At 65.8% G+C, this 18326-nt stretch carries 15 protein-coding genes and 1 tRNA gene; 13 read left to right on the forward strand and 3 right to left on the reverse strand.

Annotated features, from left to right (window positions below; translation table 11 throughout):
- Positions 1-22: 22 nt before the first annotated feature.
- From prmB to dprA, 3 genes are read left to right on the forward strand one after another with little or no spacing between them, the layout of a single operon-like run.
- On the forward strand, positions 23-931 hold the full coding sequence (prmB, locus tag CK620_RS01600; protein WP_095549093.1) for a 50S ribosomal protein L3 N(5)-glutamine methyltransferase: 909 nt from the start codon (positions 23-25) through the stop codon (positions 929-931).
- Positions 932-959: 28 nt separating this feature from the next.
- Complete coding sequence (locus tag CK620_RS01605; protein WP_095548816.1) at positions 960-1856, forward strand: LysR family transcriptional regulator; 897 nt, start codon at positions 960-962, stop codon at positions 1854-1856.
- 39 nt (positions 1857-1895) lie between these two features.
- The gene (gene dprA, locus CK620_RS01610) at positions 1896-3194 is read left to right on the forward strand and encodes a DNA-processing protein DprA (RefSeq protein WP_095548817.1); all 1299 of its coding nucleotides are present in this window, start codon (positions 1896-1898) and stop codon (positions 3192-3194) included.
- Positions 3195-3201: 7 nt separating this feature from the next.
- Here dprA and nrdF read toward each other — a convergent pair whose 3' ends face one another.
- The gene (gene nrdF / locus CK620_RS01615; RefSeq protein WP_095548818.1) at positions 3202-4161 is read right to left on the reverse strand and encodes a class 1b ribonucleoside-diphosphate reductase subunit beta; all 960 of its coding nucleotides are present in this window, start codon (positions 4159-4161) and stop codon (positions 3202-3204) included.
- Between the two features lie 238 nt (positions 4162-4399).
- Between nrdF and parC the strand changes: the two genes are divergently transcribed.
- Positions 4400-6802, forward strand: a complete 2403-nt coding sequence (parC, locus tag CK620_RS01620; RefSeq protein ID WP_095548819.1) for a DNA topoisomerase IV subunit A — start codon at positions 4400-4402, stop codon at positions 6800-6802.
- Between the two features lie 26 nt (positions 6803-6828).
- Here parC and CK620_RS01625 read toward each other — a convergent pair whose 3' ends face one another.
- Positions 6829-7170, reverse strand: a complete 342-nt coding sequence (locus CK620_RS01625; RefSeq protein WP_095548820.1) for a rhodanese-like domain-containing protein — start codon at positions 7168-7170, stop codon at positions 6829-6831.
- Positions 7171-7328: 158 nt separating this feature from the next.
- The gene (locus CK620_RS01630) at positions 7329-8720 is read right to left on the reverse strand and encodes a reverse transcriptase family protein (RefSeq protein WP_179290540.1); all 1392 of its coding nucleotides are present in this window, start codon (positions 8718-8720) and stop codon (positions 7329-7331) included.
- A gap of 419 nt (positions 8721-9139) precedes the next feature.
- On the opposite strand from CK620_RS01630, the gene CK620_RS01635 reads away from it, so the two are divergent.
- The 9 genes from CK620_RS01635 to CK620_RS01675 all read left to right on the forward strand — a co-directional run bounded on the left by CK620_RS01635 (position 9140) and on the right by CK620_RS01675 (position 18267).
- Positions 9140-9604 carry a MaoC family dehydratase gene (locus CK620_RS01635; protein WP_095549094.1) on the forward strand — a complete coding sequence of 155 codons (465 nt, stop codon included), beginning with the start codon at positions 9140-9142 and terminating at the stop codon, positions 9602-9604.
- Positions 9605-9709: 105 nt separating this feature from the next.
- Positions 9710-9794 (forward strand) — tRNA-Leu (locus tag CK620_RS01640).
- A 198-nt stretch (positions 9795-9992) separates the two neighbouring features.
- Positions 9993-10769 carry a DUF6683 family protein gene (locus CK620_RS01645; RefSeq protein WP_095548822.1) on the forward strand — a complete coding sequence of 259 codons (777 nt, stop codon included), beginning with the start codon at positions 9993-9995 and terminating at the stop codon, positions 10767-10769.
- A 468-nt stretch (positions 10770-11237) separates the two neighbouring features.
- A complete protein-coding gene (gene rimP / locus CK620_RS01650; RefSeq protein ID WP_095548823.1) occupies positions 11238-11849 on the forward strand; it encodes a ribosome maturation factor RimP in 612 nt (203 codons plus the stop codon).
- Between the two features lie 128 nt (positions 11850-11977).
- Entirely contained in the window at positions 11978-13486 is a 1509-nt protein-coding gene (gene nusA, locus CK620_RS01655; protein ID WP_095548824.1) for a transcription termination factor NusA, read from the forward strand.
- Between the two features lie 26 nt (positions 13487-13512).
- Positions 13513-16395 carry a translation initiation factor IF-2 gene (gene infB / locus CK620_RS01660; protein ID WP_095549095.1) on the forward strand — a complete coding sequence of 961 codons (2883 nt, stop codon included), beginning with the start codon at positions 13513-13515 and terminating at the stop codon, positions 16393-16395.
- Complete coding sequence (gene rbfA / locus CK620_RS01665; protein WP_391484878.1) at positions 16395-16790, forward strand: 30S ribosome-binding factor RbfA; 396 nt, start codon at positions 16395-16397, stop codon at positions 16788-16790. The genes infB and rbfA overlap by 1 nt, the downstream gene beginning before the upstream one ends.
- Complete coding sequence (gene truB / locus CK620_RS01670; protein ID WP_095548825.1) at positions 16787-17764, forward strand: tRNA pseudouridine(55) synthase TruB; 978 nt, start codon at positions 16787-16789, stop codon at positions 17762-17764. The genes rbfA and truB overlap by 4 nt, the downstream gene beginning before the upstream one ends.
- Complete coding sequence (locus CK620_RS01675; RefSeq protein ID WP_095548826.1) at positions 17761-18267, forward strand: O-acetyl-ADP-ribose deacetylase; 507 nt, start codon at positions 17761-17763, stop codon at positions 18265-18267. Before truB ends, CK620_RS01675 begins: the two co-directional genes overlap by 4 nt.
- Positions 18268-18326: the final 59 nt, after the last annotated feature.

Genomic DNA, 18326 nt, shown 5'->3' on the forward strand with positions numbered 1-18326 from the left:
GAACGACGGCATCCGCGCCGGCATGGCGATTGAGGCGGCCATTGCACAGGCTGCCGCGCAGCTCGAACGCAGCGGCGTGGCCTTTGGCCACGGCACCGACAACGCCTGGGACGAGGCGGCTTGGCTCACGCTCTGGAGCCTGGGCCTGGCGCTGGACACTGACCTGGCCAGTCTGGCCCCGCAGACGCTGGACAGCGCCCAGGCCCAGGCCTTGCAGGCCCTGCTGCAGCGCCGCATCAGCGAGCGCAAGCCCGCCGCTTACCTCACCCGCGAAGCCTGGCTGCACGGCGTGCCGTTCTACGTCGATGAACGCAGCATCGTGCCGCGCAGTCTGATTGCTGCGCCCTTGCTCGAAGGCCGGCTCGACGCCTGGCTGCCCGAGCAGGGCGGCCAGGTGCTCGATCTGTGCACCGGCAACGGCAGTCTGGCTGTGCTGGCCGCATTGGCCTGGCCGCAGGCGCAGGTCGATGCCGTCGATATCAGCGCCGACGCGCTGGCCGTGGCTGCCATCAACTGCGAGCGCCACGGCTTGCAGACGCGCATCCGTTTGATCGAATCCGACGGCCTGCAGGCGTTGCAGCCGGCCCAGCCGCGCTACGACCTGGTGCTGTGCAATCCGCCCTACGTCAACAGCCGCAGCATGGCTGCCCTGCCGGGCGAATACCGGGCTGAGCCGACGCTGGCGCTGGCCGGCGGCGAGGACGGCATGGACTTCATCCGCCCCATGCTGCAGGCCTTGCCCGAGCACATGAACGATGGCGCGGCGCTGGTGCTGGAGATCGGCCACGAGCGCTCCCACTTCGAGCAGGCCTTTGGCACACTGCAGGCACTGTGGCTGAGCGAGCCTGAGGACGGCGGCGACGTGCTGCTGCTGGAAAAGGCCGAGCTGCTGCGCTGGCGCGCCGCGCAAGGGCGCAGCCCCGGCGCATGAGCCAGCAGGGCGGCAAGGGGCAAGGGCAATGGACTGGGACAATCTGCGATTTTTTTTGGCGCTGGCGCGCACCGGCACGCTGGTCAATGCGGCGCGCACGGTGCAGGTCGATCACACCACGGTCAGCCGCCGCATCCAGGCACTGGAAAAGCAAATGGGCGTGCCCTTGTTCGCCCGCGAGGCCTCGGGCCACCGCCTGACCGAGGCCGGGCGCCACCTGCTGCCGCAGGCCGAGGCCATGGAGGCGGCGTTCCTGTCGATCGAGAGCAGCTCGCTGGTCACGCAGGAAGGCCTGTCCGGCCTGGTGCGCGTGGGCGTGCCCGAAGGGCTGGGCACCCAGGTGCTGGCCGCGCCGCTGGCCGAGCTGGCGCGCCAGCACCCCAGCCTGGTGATCGACTTGCTGGCGCTGCCGCGGCTGGTGCATCTCTCGCGCCGCGAGGCAGACATCGTGATCTCGCTGGAGCGGCCCACGCGCGGCTCGGTGGTGGTTACCAAGCTCAGCGACTATGTGCTGCGGCTGTATGGCGCGCGCGATTACCTGGCGCAGCATGCGCCGATCACGTCCATGGACGATTTGGCCGAGCACACCTTCATCTCCTACGTGGACGATTTGCTGTTTTCCAAGCAGCTGCAGTTTCTGGAGAGCTTTTTCCAGCCGCAGCACTTCGGCCTGCGCAGCACCAGCGTGCTGGCGCAGTACCAGGCGGTGCGCGCTGGCGCTGGCCTGGCCATTTTGCCGGCCTTCATTGGCGACAGGGATCCGGCGCTGGTGCAGTTGCTGCCGCAGCAGGCGCAGTTTCAGCGCACGTTCTGGATGTCGATGCCAGCCGAAATCCGCCATCTGGCGCGGGTGCAGGCCGTCTGGCAGTTTTTGCGCGACGTGGCCCGCAGGCCGCAAAGCGGACTGTTGCCGCAGCTTGAATGAACAAGGTGAAAGGCGCAGAGCATGCAAGAGGGAAGGGCAATGGATGAGGCCAGGCTGCTGCCCTGGCTGCAGCTGAGCCTGTGCGAGGGCATTGGGCCGCTGCGCGCCGCGCGGCTGCTGGCCCAGTTCGGCACGCCGCAAGCCGTGCTGCAACAACCGTTGCCGCTGTTGCAGCAGGTGCTGGGCTCGGCGGCGCTGGCGCAGCGTCTGTTGCAGCCCGATGAGGCCGCGCTGCAGGCGGCGCTGGCGCGGCTGCAGCAATGGCTGAGCCAGGCCGATGCCGATCTGGGTCTGGCCCACGCGGTCTGGACGCTGGACGACCCGCGCTACCCCTGGGCGCTGCGCCAGCTCGACGACCCGCCGCTGTTGCTGTATGCCGTGGGCCCGCGCGCCTGGCTGGATGCCCAGGCGCCCATGCCTTGGTGGCAGCGTTGCGGGCCCATGCTGGCGGTGGTGGGCAGCCGCCAGCCCACGGCGCAGGGCGCGCAGAACGCGCGCCAGTTTGCCCAGCAGCTGCAGGAGCTGGGCGTGTGCATCGTCTCCGGGCTGGCGCGCGGCATCGACGCCGCAGCCCATGAAGGCGCCCTGTTGGCCCAGCAGGATGCCGAGCCTGGGGCGCGGCTGGCCACCATCGCCGTGATGGGCACGGGCGCCGATCGCATTTATCCGGCGGCGCATCGCGCGCTGGCCCGGCGCATCGCCCAGCAGGGCCTGCTGCTGAGCGAACAGCCCCTGGGCATGCTGCCGCTGGCCACCAACTTCCCGCGCCGCAACCGCATCATCACCGGGCTGAGTCAGGCCGTGCTGGTGGTCGAGGCGGCGGAGAAATCCGGCTCGCTCATCTCCGCCCGGCTGGCAGCCGAGCAGGGGCGGGACGTGCTGGCCATCCCCGGCTCCATCCACTCGCCCCAATCGCGCGGCTGCCATGGCCTGATCAAGCAGGGCGCCAAGCTGGTGGACTGCGTGGCCGATGTGCTGGAGGAGCTGGCCGGCCCCGCTGCTGCGCCCGACGTCCAGGCACTGGCCGCGCCTGGTGTGGTGCGCGGTGACGGTGGCGAAGGCCAGGATGGCGAAACGTTGGATGAGCTTGTATCGCAGCAAGGGCATGCGCCTGCCCCGGCGCCAGCACCGCCCGCGCCGCCGAAGCCGTTGGGGCCGCTGGGGCCACAACAGGCGCTGCTTGAAGCCATGGGCTTTGACCCAGTCAGCCTGGAGCAGCTGGAGGCGCGCACCGGCCTGCCTACGGCGCAACTGCAGGTGTTGCTGCTGGAGCTGGAGCTGGCCCGGGCCGTGGCGCGCATGCCTGGCGGTTGGTTTCAGCGCCTGGGCCTGGGCTGAGGGCCTGTCAAAACGCCCAGTCCTCGTCGGCCGTCACCTCGGTCTTGCCGATGACGTAAGACGAGCCTGAGCCGGAGAAAAAGTCGTGGTTTTCATTGGCGCCGGGGTCGAGTGCGGCGAGGATGGCGGCGGGCACCTGGCAGCGCTCTTGGGGGTAGAGCGCTTCGAAGCCCAGGTTCATCAGCGCCTTGTTGGCGTTGTAGTGCATGTAGTGCTTGACGTCCTCAGTCCAGCCCAGGCGGTCGTACAGGTCGGCCGCGTAGCGGTACTCGTTGGCCATCAGCGTTTGCAGCGTGTCGTAAGTGAAACGCTGCAGCTGTTCCTGCCGGGGCAATGGCTGGCGCTGGTACTGCTGCTGGAATTTGTAGCCGATGTAGTACCCGTGGCAGACCTCGTCGCGCAGGATCAGCCGAATCAGGTCGGCCGTGTTGGTCAGCTTGGCCTTGCTGGCCCAGTAGAAGGGGCAGAAGAAGCCGCTGTAGAACAGATACGACTCCATCAGCACGGACAGGATCTTGACCTTGAGCGGGTCGTCGCCCCGGTAGGCGCGCGCGATGATGGCAGCCTTTTCCTGCAGCCAGGGGTTCTCCTCGCTCCAGCGGAAGGCGGCGTCGATCTCCTGCGTGCTGCACAGGGTCGAGAAGATCGAGCTGTAGCTGCGCGCATGCACCGCCTCCATGAAGGTGAAATTGGCGAACACGGCCTCCTCGTGCTGGGTTTGCGCATCGGCAATCATGCGCGGCGCGCCCACGGCGGCCTGAACGGTGTCGAGCATGGTCAGGCCGGTGAAGACGTGCATGGTGGTGCGCTGCTCCTGCTCGGTGAGCGTGCGCCAGGACGGCAGATCGTTGGACAGCGGCACCTTCTCCGGCAACCAGAAGTTGCCGGTAACGCGGTTCCACATGGCCAGGTCCATGGGGTCTTCAAGCTGGTTCCAGTTGACGGCTCGGGTGATCTTCAGGTCCATGGTGGTAAGGGGGGCGGTGCGGCAGTTCAAATCTCTGGCTTGAACAGGCCCTGGCACAGATGTGATGGAATTTGATTTATAGCAATTGCTATAAGCAAATTTATAGCACAGGAGAACACGTGTTGCGGCGCTGCGCGGCGCAAGCGCCGGCCCAGTCCCTGGCCCTACAATCGCGCGGCATCCTGAGGGGGCGCATGGCCGGTGAAGGCGCATGCTGCCAAGTTTTTTCTGTTGTTTCATGCCACAAGATTTGATTCATGACCCCGAGCGCGGCGACGCGCCGCAGGCTGGAGAGCCGCCCGTGCCGCCACCGCTGCCAGTGGCCGCGCTGGCAGCTGGAGACGATGGTTCATCGCTGGCGGCCTATGCGCAGCGCGCCTATCTGGAATATGCGCTCTCGGTCGTCAAGGGCCGGGCGCTGCCCGACGTGGTCGATGGGCAAAAGCCCGTGCAGCGGCGCATCCTCTACACCATGGCGCAGATGGGCCTGGGCTACAGCGGCAATGCGCCGGCCAAGCCGGTCAAGAGTGCGCGCGTGGTCGGTGATGTGCTGGGCAAGTACCACCCGCATGGCGACAGCGCCGCCTACGATGCGCTGGTGCGCATGGCGCAGGACTTCTCGCAGCGCTATCCGCTGATCGACGGCCAGGGCAACTTTGGCAGCCGCGATGGGGATGGCGCGGCGGCGATGCGCTACACCGAGGCGCGCCTGGCCAAGATCACGCGCCTGCTGCTGCAGGAGATCGACCAGGGTACGGTGGAGTTCGTGCCCAACTACGACGGCGCCTTCGAGGAGCCGCGCCAGCTGCCGGCGCGGCTGCCATTCACGCTGCTCAACGGCGCCAGCGGCATTGCCGTGGGCATGGCCTGCGAGATCCCCAGCCACAACCTGCGCGAGGTGGCCGATGCGGCCATTGCGCTGCTGAAGTCGCCACAGCTGGCCGATGAGGAGCTGTTTGCGCTGCTGCCCGGGCCGGATTTTCCCGGCGGCGGGCAAATCATCAGCGCCGCAGCCGACATCGCCGCGGCCTACCAGAGCGGGCGCGGCTCGATCAAGGTGCGCGCGCGCTGGGTGATGGAAGAGCTGGCGCGTGGCCAGTGGCAGATGGTGGTCACCGAGCTGCCGCCGAGCGTCAGCGCGCGCAAGGTCCTCGAAGAGATCGAGGAGCTGATGAATCCCAAGGTCAAGGCTGGCAAAAAATCCCTCACACAGGAGCAGACCCAGCTCAAGGCCACGGTGCAGGCGGTGCTCGATGGCGTGCGCGACGAATCCAACAAGGATGCGCCGGTGCGCCTGGTGATCGAGCCCAAGTCCAGCCGCATCGACGCGCAGGAGCTCATGGCCACGCTGCTGGCGCACACCAGCCTGGAGAACTCGTGCAGCATCAACCTGACCATGGTGGGCATCGACGGGCGGCCGGTGCAGAAATCGCTGCGCCAGGTGCTGCTCGAATGGATCGAGTTCCGCCAGCAGACCATCACGCGCCGCAGCCAGCACCGCCTGGGCAAGGTGCTCGAGCGCATCCACATCCTCGAAGGGCGGCAGCTGATCTTGCTGAACATCGACGAGGTGATCGCCATCATCCGCGCCAGCGATGAGCCCAAGGCCGCGCTGATGGCGCGCTTTGCGCTCAGCGAGCGCCAGGCCGAGGACATCCTGGAAATCCGCCTGCGCCAGCTTGCCCGGCTGGAAGCCATCAAGATTGAGCAAGAGCTCAAGGAGCTGCGCGCCGAGCAGGACAAGCTCGAAGACATCCTGGCCAACCCCGGCAGCCTCAAGCGCCTGATGGCGCGCGAGATCGAGGCCGACGCCAAGGAGTTCGCCGATGCGCGCCGCACGCTGATCCAGGAGGAAAAGCGCGCCGTGGCCGAAGTCAAGGTGCTCGACGAGCCGGTCACGGTCGTGGTCTCGAACAAGGGCTGGGTGCGCGCGCGCAGCGGCCATGGCCACGATCCGCAGGGCTTCAACTTCAAGGCCGGCGATGGCCTGTACGGCACCTTCGAATGCCGCACGGTGGACGTGATGCTGGCGCTGGGCAGCAATGGCCGCGTTTATTCCGTGCCGGTGGCCAGCCTGCCCGGCGCGCGCGGCGATGGCCAGCCGCTGACCACCCTGATCGAGCTGGAAAAAGGCACCGATTTGCTGCACTACTTTGCCGGGCCGCCGCAGGCGCGCCTGCTCTTGAGCAGCTCGGGCGGCTATGGCTTTATCGCGCAGGTCGGCCACATGGTTTCGCGCCACAAGGCGGGCAAGGCCTTCATCAGTGTGGGCGAGGGCGAGCGCCCCTGCGCCCCGTCACTCATCGACGGCGGCAATCAATCGCAGCCGCTGCCGCCAGCCAGCCACGTCTGCGCGGTCTCCGCCGCCGGGCGCATCCTGGGTTTTGCCTTGACGGAGGTCAAAGCCCTGGCCAACGGCGGGCGCGGCGTGCTGCTGCTCGATCTGGAGCCCAAGGACAGCCTGGCCGGCGCAGCCGCCTACACGCGCAGCGTGCGCATCGCCGGCCTGGGCCGCGGCGGCAAGCCGCGCGAGGAAACCCTGGAAATCCGCAGCCTGAACAACGCGCTGGGCAAGCGCGCGCAAAAGGGCAAGAAGGGCGACTTCGGCTTCAAACCCGACAGCGTGCAGCGCGTGCTGTGAAGTTCGCGCGCCCTGGCGCGCACCTTTCAATAGCGCGGCACCTGCGCGTCGAAATGCGCCCAGGCGTCGATGCCGCCGACCACATTGCCCAGCCGCTCGAAGCCATTGGCCTGCAAAAACATCGCCGCATTCAGGCTGCGCATGCCGTGGTGGCACATCAGCGCCGTGGGGCGGTCGGGGTCCAGCCGCGCCAGCTCCGAAGGCAGGTTGCCCAGCGGCAGATGCAGCAACTCGCAACCCGGCTGTGCAGGCAAGTGTGCCAGCGCCCACTCCCAGGGCTCGCGCACGTCGATCAACAACGGCGGCTGGGCATAGTCCTGACGCGCCGCCCAGGCGGCAAACTCAGCGGGGGCAATGGCTTCGATCACGAGGCAGGCTCTCCATGTGCAAATTCAGTGTCGATGGTGGATTGGGCGCCGATGGTAGCGGCGAATCGACCTGGCGGCGGGCTTGATGGGGGCTGGGTGTGAACCTGGCAGCGCTGTGGCTGTGAGGAGCTGGCGCTGCAAGGCCTCTGGCCGCTGGCTCAATCCTGCCAGTCGATGCGCTCGAACAGCCGCTGCAGCTTGGCCGCGCGGGCCGGATTGAGGCTGCGGCACCAGGCAATGCGGCCTTGCAGATGGGCGCGGAAATCGCGGTGTCCGTCGCGGTTCTGGCTGCTGGGGCCGTGCAGCACGCACTGGTGCAGTATGGCCTTGAGCTGGTCGTAGGCCGCGCGCGGCAGATTGGGGTGTGCGTTGATGCAAATGCCCGTGAGGTAATGCGCCTGGCTGGCCGTGTACAGCCCGCATTTGGCCTCGTTCAGCACAAAGCCTTCTTCATGGACGATGCGGCGCACCAGGCGCTGCATGCGAAGCAGTTGCGCGCGGGGCAATTGCGGCAGGGAAATGGCCAGGTCGTCCACGTAGCGGGTGTAGCGCCCCTGCAGCGCTGCCGCAGCGGCGGCCAGGCGCATGTCCAGCCGCGCCGTGGCCAGGTTGGCCAGCAGCGTGGAGCTGGGCGCGCCCTGCGGCAGATGGCGTTGGCCATAGAGCTGGCGCAACTGGGCTTGCTGCACGGCCAGGCTGGGGCCGGTGCCTGCGCCGCATGGGGCGCTTTGCGGCGGCGCAGTCAAAGGTGCCGTGCGCAAAACGCCATGGGCCGTGCGTGTGGTCACCAAGGCCGTCAACACACGGCACACGGCCGGGGTGTGGCCCAGACAGGCAAAGATGGCGTGGATGCGTGCGGCGCGGATGCTGGGGAAGAAATCTCGCAAGTCGAATTTCAGCAGCACGGGCATGCCTGCATGGGCCTGCGCGTGGCTGAGGGCCGATCGCCCGCGCACGCCGCCGTGGGCAGCGTTGTGCAGCGGGATGGGGGCGAGCAGCTCTTGCAGAATGCGCCGCTGAATTTGCTTGAGCCGCGCCTTGGGCGCCTCGATCAGTCGCGGCAGGCCGCCTTGCCCTTTGGGCAGCCAGTGGGCGCGGTAGTGCGCCAGCTTGGGGCTTGGGGTGGGGCGATCCTGGCAGTTGGCCAGCCAGTCGAGCTGCCCTGGCTCAAGCTCCAGCCAGGCGGCGATGTCGCCCACTTGGGCCAGGGGCGGCAGTTCCCGCACAAAGGGCTGCAGCTTGGCAATGGCCGCTGGCTTGGGCGGTGGCGGGGGTAGGAAAAAGCCCTTGATACGCCATGGCGCATGTGCGGGAGTAGCGCTCCAGGCCTGCTGCAATGCCGGGCACTGGGCCACTGCATCGGCCACGGCCTGTAGATGGGCGCTGCCCGGCACTGGGCCAGTCGCTGCACCTGCAGCCTTGCGACGCTGCGGCTGCGCCGGCAGGGCGAATGGGGGCTGGGCATGCAACTGGCGCACCAGCTGGCGCAGCCAATCGGGCGAGGCGCCGCCCCGCGCCAGGCCCAGCGCCCGCCGCAAACGGGCCCGCATGGCCATGGGCGTCCATGGGCCCGCAAGCAGTGCCCGCGCCAGATGCTGGGCAAAGGCGCGCAGGGCAACATCGTCATGCGGATTCAGGCCCATGGGGTGTGGCAGTGCAAATGCCATGCGCAGCGCGCGCTGGCTGTGAAATGCAAGAGGGGGCGCGCGGCTTCAGCCCGTCGTGTCCTGGCTGTGCGGTGCATACCCTGGGGTATGTGGGGCACAGCCGCTGCGATTTCCAAGTGTGTCTGCATCCATGGGGGTGCCCCATGGTCATGCGGTCGCCATGGGCGATGCCAGTGAAGACCTGCATGCACCTGAAGCGCGCGCCGGCGTCGATTTTAAAAGTCTGCGCAGAACCTCGGCGCTGTCACGGCATGGACAGCGGCAGGCCGGCCGGGGCTGCGGCCTGCGCTATGGTGCGCGGCATGAGAGTCTTTTCCAGTTACGCAGAGCTGGCGGCGTGCAAAGGCCAGCAGGTGGCAGTGAGCGATTGGCAGACCATCACGCAGGAGCAGGTCAATCTGTTTGCCCAGGCCACGGGCGACCACCAGTGGATCCACGTCGATGCCGAGCGCGCAGCCAAAGGCCCGTTTGGCACGACCATCGCGCACGGCTTCCTGACCCTGTCGCTTTTGCCCAAGATGATGAGCCAGGCCGTGCGCATTGAGGGCGTGGCCATGGGCGTGAACTACGGCCTGAACAAGGTGCGCTTTACCTCGCCGGTGCCGGTGGGCAGCCAGCTGCGCGCGCGCATCACGCTGCTGGAGGCACAGCCGCTGGAGCAGCAGGGCCTGCAGATTGGCTGGCATGTGGAAATCGAGCGCCAGGGCCAGGACAAGCCCGTGTGCGTGGCCGAAACGATTGCGCGGGTCTATGGCGGCAGGCCTTGAGGCTGGGTGCTGTCGCTGGCCAGTGCGCCGCCCGCCCTGCAGTAGAATCGCGCGCCCAGCGGCGCAGGCTTTTGCCTTGCGCTGCAGCCGAGTCAACGGCAGTAAGCCCGGATGATGGAATTGGTAGACATACCGGACTTAAAATCCGGAGCTTTCGGGCGTGCGGGTTCGATTCCCGCTCCGGGCACCATCCATTGCAGTCAATTTCCGAAAAATCGAAATCTCTCTAAGATAGCCGCCTTCGGGCGGCTTCTTTTTTGCTATTTGTTCTCTAAAATATCGGCAGCCGATGGCCCCAAAAATCCCAACGAAAATCCCCCAAGAATGATTTGATGCACACCAAGAATGCAAAGGGGCGAGGCGTAAATATTCTTGAAAGGAGTGAGTGATGAATTTAGGCAAAAAAATTTCATTTTTCCAGCCGCTGATGGCTCTGATTTTTCTTGTTGCGCTGCCCATGCCGGCTGTCAAGGCGTTTGATTATGGGTATATGGCAGACAATTATTTCTATACTTGGCATATTGACGACTCGGTGAGACGTGATATGTTGAGAAATCAACAGAAAAAATATCGCAAGACCTACGACAAAGCCAAGTCAAAAAGCAGTACAGGCGGCAAGCAAAAGGCGACGGATGCAGACCGCTACACCCACTCGAGCCGCCTGAGCCAGAAGATCAGCGATCAAATGGTGCAAACCCTGCGCAAAAAGCTGCAATCGAAAAATCAGCTCACGCCCCAGGCTGAAAAAGCCCTGAGCCAATTGGCCAATGCCAACTTGATCGGGCAAGTGCGGCAAGCGCTCAAATCCGATGGTTACCACCCCGATAGTGTGGCCGTGGCGATGGCGTATTGGGTGCTCGTCAATTACGGCATTGCCCAGCAGGCGGACCTTTCCCAAATCAAAGGGCATGGCCTGGTGCAGCAGTTGCAAGCGGCCATGGGCCATGGTGACCTGGCCACTGCCAGCCATGCCGATAAGCAGGAAATGGCCGAAGTGCTGTACTGGATGGGCAGCTTGCAAATGGCCATGTATATGGAGGCACAGCAACACAAGAACCACCAGGCCATGGAGGCCCTCGTGAGTGAGGCCAAAGCGGCCTTGGGGACGATGGGCTTGAGCGTGGACAGCATTGGGCAAGGGCGTAATGGGCTGGAACTGCGCTGATGCCGCACGGCGTTGAGGCGTCGGTCGGCGCCTCATTGGGCGGGCTCGCGACGGCCCAGCGACTGACAGGCGCCCATAGGCTTTCCTGGCGCGCCGAGTGCGGCTATAATCTGCGCCGTTTTGCATTCGATCAGAGGCTTGCGTTGGATTGGGCGGACATCAAGACCGCCCTTTTTTGTTTCTGCGTTCTGGCTTCTGGGCCTCTTTTTGGGGCTTGCAAGCTGCGCGTGGTTTGTTGCCGGCCCTGGGCCAGGCAAGCAGGCCCGGCCTTGCGGGATGCGCTGGCGGAGTGTCGCGCTGCAGGCAGGGCCTGTGCGGCCGACGGTGTGGCTGGTTTTGGCGCCTTCTTCGATGTGGTGAAGAAGGCATGCACGACCCGGGGTTTCGCCGCCTGCGGGTTTTTGTTTTTTTGGAGACGGGCGGCTGCGCGCGGGCCACCGCGCGCAGGGCCAATGAAAGGGGCAGGGCTTGGCATTGCAGCAAGTGGTGGAGCAGACCGTTGCCGGTCTGGGATTTGATTTGGTGGAGGTGGAACGCTCCGCCGGCGGCTTGCTGCGCGTGACCATCGATGTGCCTTGGCAGGAGCCAGCCCAGGCGGAGCCTGATGCGCCCGATGCGTCTGATGCGCTCGGGCAGGGCGCGCCAGCGGCCATTACGGTCGAGGACTGCGAGGTGGTGACGCGCCAGCTGCAGTTCGCGCTGGAGGTCGAGGGTGTGGACTATGCCCGGCTGGAGGTTTCCTCGCCCGGCATCGATCGCCTGCTGCGCCATGAGCAGGACTTGCGCCGCTTTTCTGGCGAGGTGGTGGACGTGGTGCTCAAGCAGCCCATTGGTGCGGCGGCGCAGGGCCAGGTCAGCGCCAATCGCAAGCGTTTTCGCGGCCAGTTGCAGGCCGGCCAGGAGCCTGGCCAGTGGCAGGTGGTCTGGACCGATGAGCCCGAGCGCAAGCCGGGCCAGAAGGTCAGCAAGAAATATGTGCCGCCGCCGGCGCAGGCGCTGGGCTTCACGCTCGATGAGGTCAAGGAGGTGCGGTTGGCGCCCATTGTGAGCTTCAAGGGGCCAGGCGCCCGGGGGCGTTGACGAGTTGATGCGCACAGTGCGTGGTTGCTGCCGCGCAGGCAATGGCTGCAGTCTGCAGGGCTGCGGCTTTAGGGATTGAGAGAACAACAGGGGTTGATGAAGCGGGCCGAGCGCTTGCGGGAGTTTTTATGAATCGCGAATTGTTGATGCTGGTCGATGCGATCTCGCTGGAGAAGAACGTCGAGCGTGACGTGGTGTTTGGCGCCATCGAGCTGGCGCTGGCGCAGGCCACCAAGAAGCTCTACAAGGATGAGGTGGAGATCCGCGTGGCCATCGACCGCGACAGCGGCGACTATGAAACCATGCGTCGCTGGCTGGTCGTGCCCGACGAGGCCGGCCTGCAGAACCCGGAGGCCGAGGAGCTGTTGATGGATGCGCAAGAGCGCGACCCGCAGCTGCAAGTGGGCGACTATATCGAGGAGCAGATCGAGTCCATCCCCATCGGGCGCATTGGCGCCATGGCGGCCAAGCAGGTCATCCTGCAGAAAATCCGCGAGGCCGAGCGCGAGATGCTGCTCAACGAATTCCTCTCGCACGGGCAGAAGATTTTCTCCGGCACGATCAAGCGCATCGACAAGAGCGGCGACGCCATCGTCGAGAGCGGTCGCATCGAGGCGCGGCTGCGCCGCTCGCAGATGATCCCCAAAGAGAACCTGCGCAGCGGCGACCGCGTGCGCGCCATGATCATGGAGGTCAACCCCGAGCTGCGCGGCCCGGCCATCCAGCTCTCACGCTCGGCGCCTGAGTTCATGGTTGAGTTGTTTCGCAATGAAGTGCCGGAGATCGGCCAGGGCGTGGTGGAGATCAAGTCCTGCGCGCGCGATGCGGGCTCGCGCGCCAAGATCGCCGTGGTCTCGCACGATCATCCGCGCGTCGACCCCATCGGCACCACGGTGGGCATGCGCGCCAGCCGCGTCAATGCCGTGACCAATGAGCTGGCCGGCGAGAAGATCGACGTGGTGCTCTGGTCCGAGGATCCGGCCGAGTTCGTCATCGGCGCGCTTTCGCCCGCGCAGGTGCAGTCCATCTACGTGGACGAGGAAACCCACGCCATGGATGTGGTGGTGGACGAGGAAAACCTGGCCAACGCCATCGGCCGTGGCGGGCAGAACGTGCGCCTGGCCTCGGACCTGACGGGCTGGAAGATCAACATCATGGATCCGAACGAGTCGGCCGAGAAACAGGCCAACGAGGACAGCCAGATCCGAGCGCTGTTCATGAGCAAGCTCGACGTGGACCAGGACATCGCCGACACACTGATTGCCGAAGGCTTCACCACGCTGGAAGAAGTGGCTTACGTGCCGCTGCAGGAAATGCTGGAGATTGAAGACTTCGACGAGGACACCGTCAACGAGCTGCGTGCGCGCGCCAAGGATGCGCTGCTGACGCAGGAAATCGCGCGTGAGCAAAGCGTCTCGCAGGTGGCGCAGGATCTGCGCGAACTGCCCGGCCTGGACAGCGAGTTGCTGGCCAAGCTGGCCGAGAACCAGATCCTCAACCGCGACGATCTGGCCGACCTGGCCACCGATGAGCTGGTGGAAATCAGCGGTCTGGAGCCCGAGGCCGCCACAGCATTGATCATGCAGGCGCGTGCCCATTGGTTCAACAACGACGATGACCAAGCCCAGCAGGCGTGAAGAGCACGGAGGACAAAAGCAGTTTTATGTCGACCAACACCGTTACCGAATTCGCCGCTGAAATCAAGCAGACCCCCGAAGCCGTGCTGCAGCACCTCAAGGAGGCTGGCGTACAGAAATCTTCGGTGGATGACCCCATCAGCGAGAGCGACAAGCAGCAGTACCTGGCGCATCTGCAAAGCGTCACCGGCCATGCCGAGGGCGAACGCAAGAAAATCACGCTGACCAAGCGCTCAACCAGCGCCATCAAGCAATCGGATGCCACCGGCAAGGCGCGCACCATCAACGTGGTCACGCGTAAGAAGCGCACGTTTGTCAAGCGCGACGAAGTGGCCGAAGCGCCCGCTGCGCCCGCTGCCGCAACGGTGGCCACTGTGGCCAAGCCTGTGGCTGATGCGCCGGCGGCCGCGCCTGCGCAGCCCGATCCCGAGCTGCTGCGCCGTGAAGAACAGGCGCGCCGCGAGGCCGAGCAGCTGCGTGAGGAAGAGCAGGCCCTGGCGCGCGAGCGCGCCGCCCGTGAAGAGCGCGAGCGCAAGGAGCGCGAAGCCGAAGAGCGTGCTGCGGCTTACGCCCGCCAGGAGTCCGAGAAGAAAGCCCGCGCCGCTGCCGAGAAGGAGCAGGCCCTGCAGGAGCAAAAGCTCGAAGCCGAGCAGCGCGCCAAGGAGCAGCAGGAGCAGCGCCGCAAGGCCGAGGAAGAATCGCAGCAACGCGCCGCCGAAGAGGCGCGCCGCGCCAAGGATCTGGAAGAGCGTCGCCGCAAGGCACAGGCCGAGGCTGAGGCCATCCGCGCCATGATGTCCGCGCCGCGCAAGGTTCTGGTGGCCAAGAAGCCCGAGGAAGCCGCAGCCCCTGGGGCCGAGGCGAAAAAAGGCACGCTGACCAAGCCAGATACCGGCGACAAGAAGAAAACCACTGGCACGGGCGCCGCAGGCACGGGCCGCAAGGTCAAGGAAATCAAGTCCTCGGATCTGTCCTCCAACTGGGCTTCTGAAGACGGTCGCCGCAAGGAAATCAAGACCCGAGGTGATGCCACCGGGGGCGTGGGCCGCGGCGGTGCCAGCGGCTGGAAGGCTGGCGGCAAGTCCGCCAAAGGCAAACGCGACAGCCGCGATGCGCGCGATCGCCGAGCCGAGCCGGTGCAGCAGGAATTCCGTGTGCTGGACGTGCACGTGCCCGAGACCATCACCGTGGCCGAGCTGGCGCACAAGATGGCCATCAAGGCCTCCGAGGTCATCAAGGCGCTGATGAAGATGGGCCAGATGGTCACCATCAACCAGCCGCTGGATCAGGATACGGCTATGATCGTGGTCGAGGAAATGGGCCACCGCGCCGTGCAAGCCCAGCTTGACGACCCCGAGGCCTTCACCGAAGACGAGGCCAGCCAATACCAGGCCGAGCTGCACCCGCGCGCCCCCGTGGTCACTGTCATGGGCCACGTGGACCACGGCAAGACCTCGCTGCTGGACTACATCCGCCGCACCAAGGTCGCCTCTGGCGAGGCGGGCGGCATCACGCAGCACATCGGCGCCTACCACGTCGAGACGCCGCGCGGCATCGTTTCCTTCCTGGATACGCCGGGCCACGAAGCCTTTACCGCCATGCGCGCCCGTGGCGCGCAGGCCACCGATATCGTTATCCTGGTCGTGGCCGCCGACGACGGCGTGATGCCCCAGACCAAGGAGGCCATCAAGCACGCCCGCGCTGCCAAGGTGCCCATCGTCGTGGCCATCACCAAGGCCGACAAGCCCGAGGCCAACCCCGAGAAGGTCAAGAACGAACTCGTGGCCGAGGAGGTCGTGCCCGAGGAGTATGGCGGCGACTCGCCCTTTATTGCCGTGTCCTCCAAGACGGGCGTGGGCATCGACGACTTGCTGGAAAACGTGTTACTGCAAGCGGATATGCTCGAACTCAAGGCCCCGGTTGAAGCCATGGCCAAGGGCTTGGTGATTGAGGCTCAGCTCGACAAGGGCCGCGGCCCCGTGGCCACGGTGCTGGTGCAGTCGGGCACGCTCAAGGTGGGCGACGTGGTGCTGGCCGGCCAGACCTATGGCCGCGTGCGCGCCATGCTGGACGAAGGCGGTGCGCGCGTGCAAAGCGCCGGCCCCTCGATCCCGGTGGAGATCCAGGGCCTGACCGAAGTGCCGCTGGCAGGCGACGATTTCATGGTCATGAGCGACGAGCGCCGTGCGCGTGAAATCGCCACCTACCGCGCCGGCAAGTTCCGCAACACCAAGCTGGCCAAGCAGCAGGCGGCCAAGCTGGAGAACATGTTTGCCGACATGACCGCCGGTGAGGTCAAGACCCTGCCCATCCTCATCAAGGCCGACGTGCAAGGCTCGCAGGAGGCGCTGTCGCAGTCGCTGCTCAAGCTCAGCACCGACGAGGTCAAGGTGCAGGTGGTGTACTCCGGCGTGGGCGGCATCAGCGAAAGCGATGTGAACCTGGCCATCGCCTCGGGCGGCATCGTCATCGGCTTCAACGTGCGCGCTGATGCTGGCGCGCGCAAGCTGGCCGAGACCAACGATGTGGACATCCGCTACTACAACATCATCTACGACGCCGTGGACGAGTTGAAGGCGGCCATGAGCGGCATGCTGGCGCCCGAGCAGCGTGAGGAAGTCACCGGCACGGCCGAGATCCGCACCGTGTTCGTGGCCTCCAAGATCGGCACCGTGGCCGGCTCCTACATCACCAGCGGCTTCGTCACCCGCAGCTCGCACTTCCGCCTGCTGCGCGACAACGTGGTGGTCTACACCGGCGAGATCGAATCGCTGCGCCGCATCAAGGAAGACGTCAAGGAAGTGCGCGAAGGCTTCGAGTGCGGTATCAAGCTGCGCAACTACAACGACATCAAGGAAGGCGACCAGCTCGAATTCTTTGACATCAAGGAGATTGCGCGCACGCTGTGATGCCCGCGCCAGATGCCATGCGAAAACAAGCATCCCGACCCAACCGCGGCTACCGCGTGGCCGACCAGATCCAACGTGATCTGGCCGAGCTGATCGCGCGCGAGCTTAAGGACCCGCGCGTGGGCATGGTCACCATCCAAAGCGTGGAAGTCACGCCCGACTATGCCCATGCCAAGGTCTATGTCAGCCTGTTGGTGGGCGACCCGGAGGAATCCGTGGCCGCCCTCAACCAGGCGGCGGGCTTTTTGCGCAATGGCCTGTTCAAGCGCCTGCACATCCACACCGTGCCCACGTTGCACTTCATCTTCGACCGCACGCCCGAGCGCGCGGCCGACATGAACGCCTTGATCGCCAAGGCGGTCGAATCGCGCGGCAAGGAAGACCCCATCGAATGACCGCGCCGCCATCCCGTGCCAGGGTGCAGCGCCGCCCTGTACATGGGGTGCTGCTGCTCGATAAGCCCCTGGGCCTGTCCAGCAACCAGGCTTTGCAAAAAGCCAAATGGTTGCTGCGGGCCGAAAAAGCCGGCCACACCGGCACGCTCGATCCGCTGGCCAGCGGCGTGCTGCCGCTTTGCTTTGGCGCGGCCACCAAGTTCAGCCAGCAACAGCTGGGCGCCGATAAAACCTACGAAACCATCGTGCGCCTGGGCGTGAACACCAGCACCGCCGATGCCGAAGGTGAAGTGCTGCAGCAACGCCCCGTGACCTGCACGGCAGGGCAGGTGGTGCAAACACTGGACGACTTCACCGGCCCCATTCGCCAGGTGCCGCCCATGCACAGCGCGCTGAAAAAAGACGGCAAGGCGCTGTACGAATACGCCCGCGAGGGCCAAAGCGTGGAGCGCGAAGCCCGCGCAGTCACCATTCACGAGCTGGAGCTGCTGGATTTCGCCCTGACGGGCGAGGGCGCACATCCGTATCCCTATTTGCATTTGCGCGTGCAATGCAGCAAGGGCACCTACATCCGCACACTGGGCGAAGACATCGGCAACGCCCTGGGCTGCGGCGGCCACCTCACCATGCTGCGCCGCGTGGCCACCGGCGGCCTGCATGTGCAGGATGCCATCACGCTGGAGCAGCTCGAAGCCCTGCCCGAAGACCAGCGCCTGCAAGCCCTGCACCCCGTTGAGACGCTGCTGCACGGCTGGCCGCAGATCACCCTGGGCCATGACGAAGCAGGCCGATTCCTCAGCGGCATGCGCCGCCGCGGCCCCTGGCCCGACGCGCCGCAAGTGGCCGTGTTCGGCGCGCAGCCCCGCGCCCTGCTGGGCGCAGCGCAAGTCAAGACAGGGGAGTTGATTCCGATGCGTTTGCTTAGCCCGGTGGAAATCGCGCAAAACTTGCAGCAGGTGGGAGTCAATCCATGACCCAACTTTGCGCCCTCCAGGCCGACATCACCACCCTGGCCGTGGATGCCATCGTCAACGCCGCCAACCACAGCCTGCTGGGCGGCGGCGGGGTGGACGGGGCGATTCACCGCGCCGCTGGGCCTGAGCTGTTGGCCCAATGCCGCCTGCTGGGCGGCTGCGCCACGGGGCAGGCCAAGATCACGGCGGCTTATCGCCTGCCCAGCCGCTATGTCATCCACACCGTCGGCCCCGTCTGGCACGGCGGGGCGCAGGGCGAGGCGGATTTGCTGCGCGCCTGCTATATGAACAGCTTGGATCTGGCCGTGCAGCACGGCCTCAAGACCCTGGCATTTCCCTGCATCAGCACTGGCGTGTACGGCTATCCGCCCGAGCTGGCCGCGCCCGTGGCCTTGGCAGCCGTGCAAAGCCATCCCGATCTGGCGCGGCTGAAGCAAGTGCTGTTTTGCTGCTTCGGCCCGACCGACTTGGTCCTGTACCAATCCTTGCTGGGCGCGCCCTGAAAAGCTTTTCCAAAAGCCGCGCCTGCGATCCATTTTCAACACCGATTCGTCACACTTTT

This window comes from Vandammella animalimorsus, assembly GCF_002285285.1.
Classification (GTDB): Bacteria; Pseudomonadota; Gammaproteobacteria; order Burkholderiales; family Burkholderiaceae_C; genus Lampropedia; species Lampropedia animalimorsus.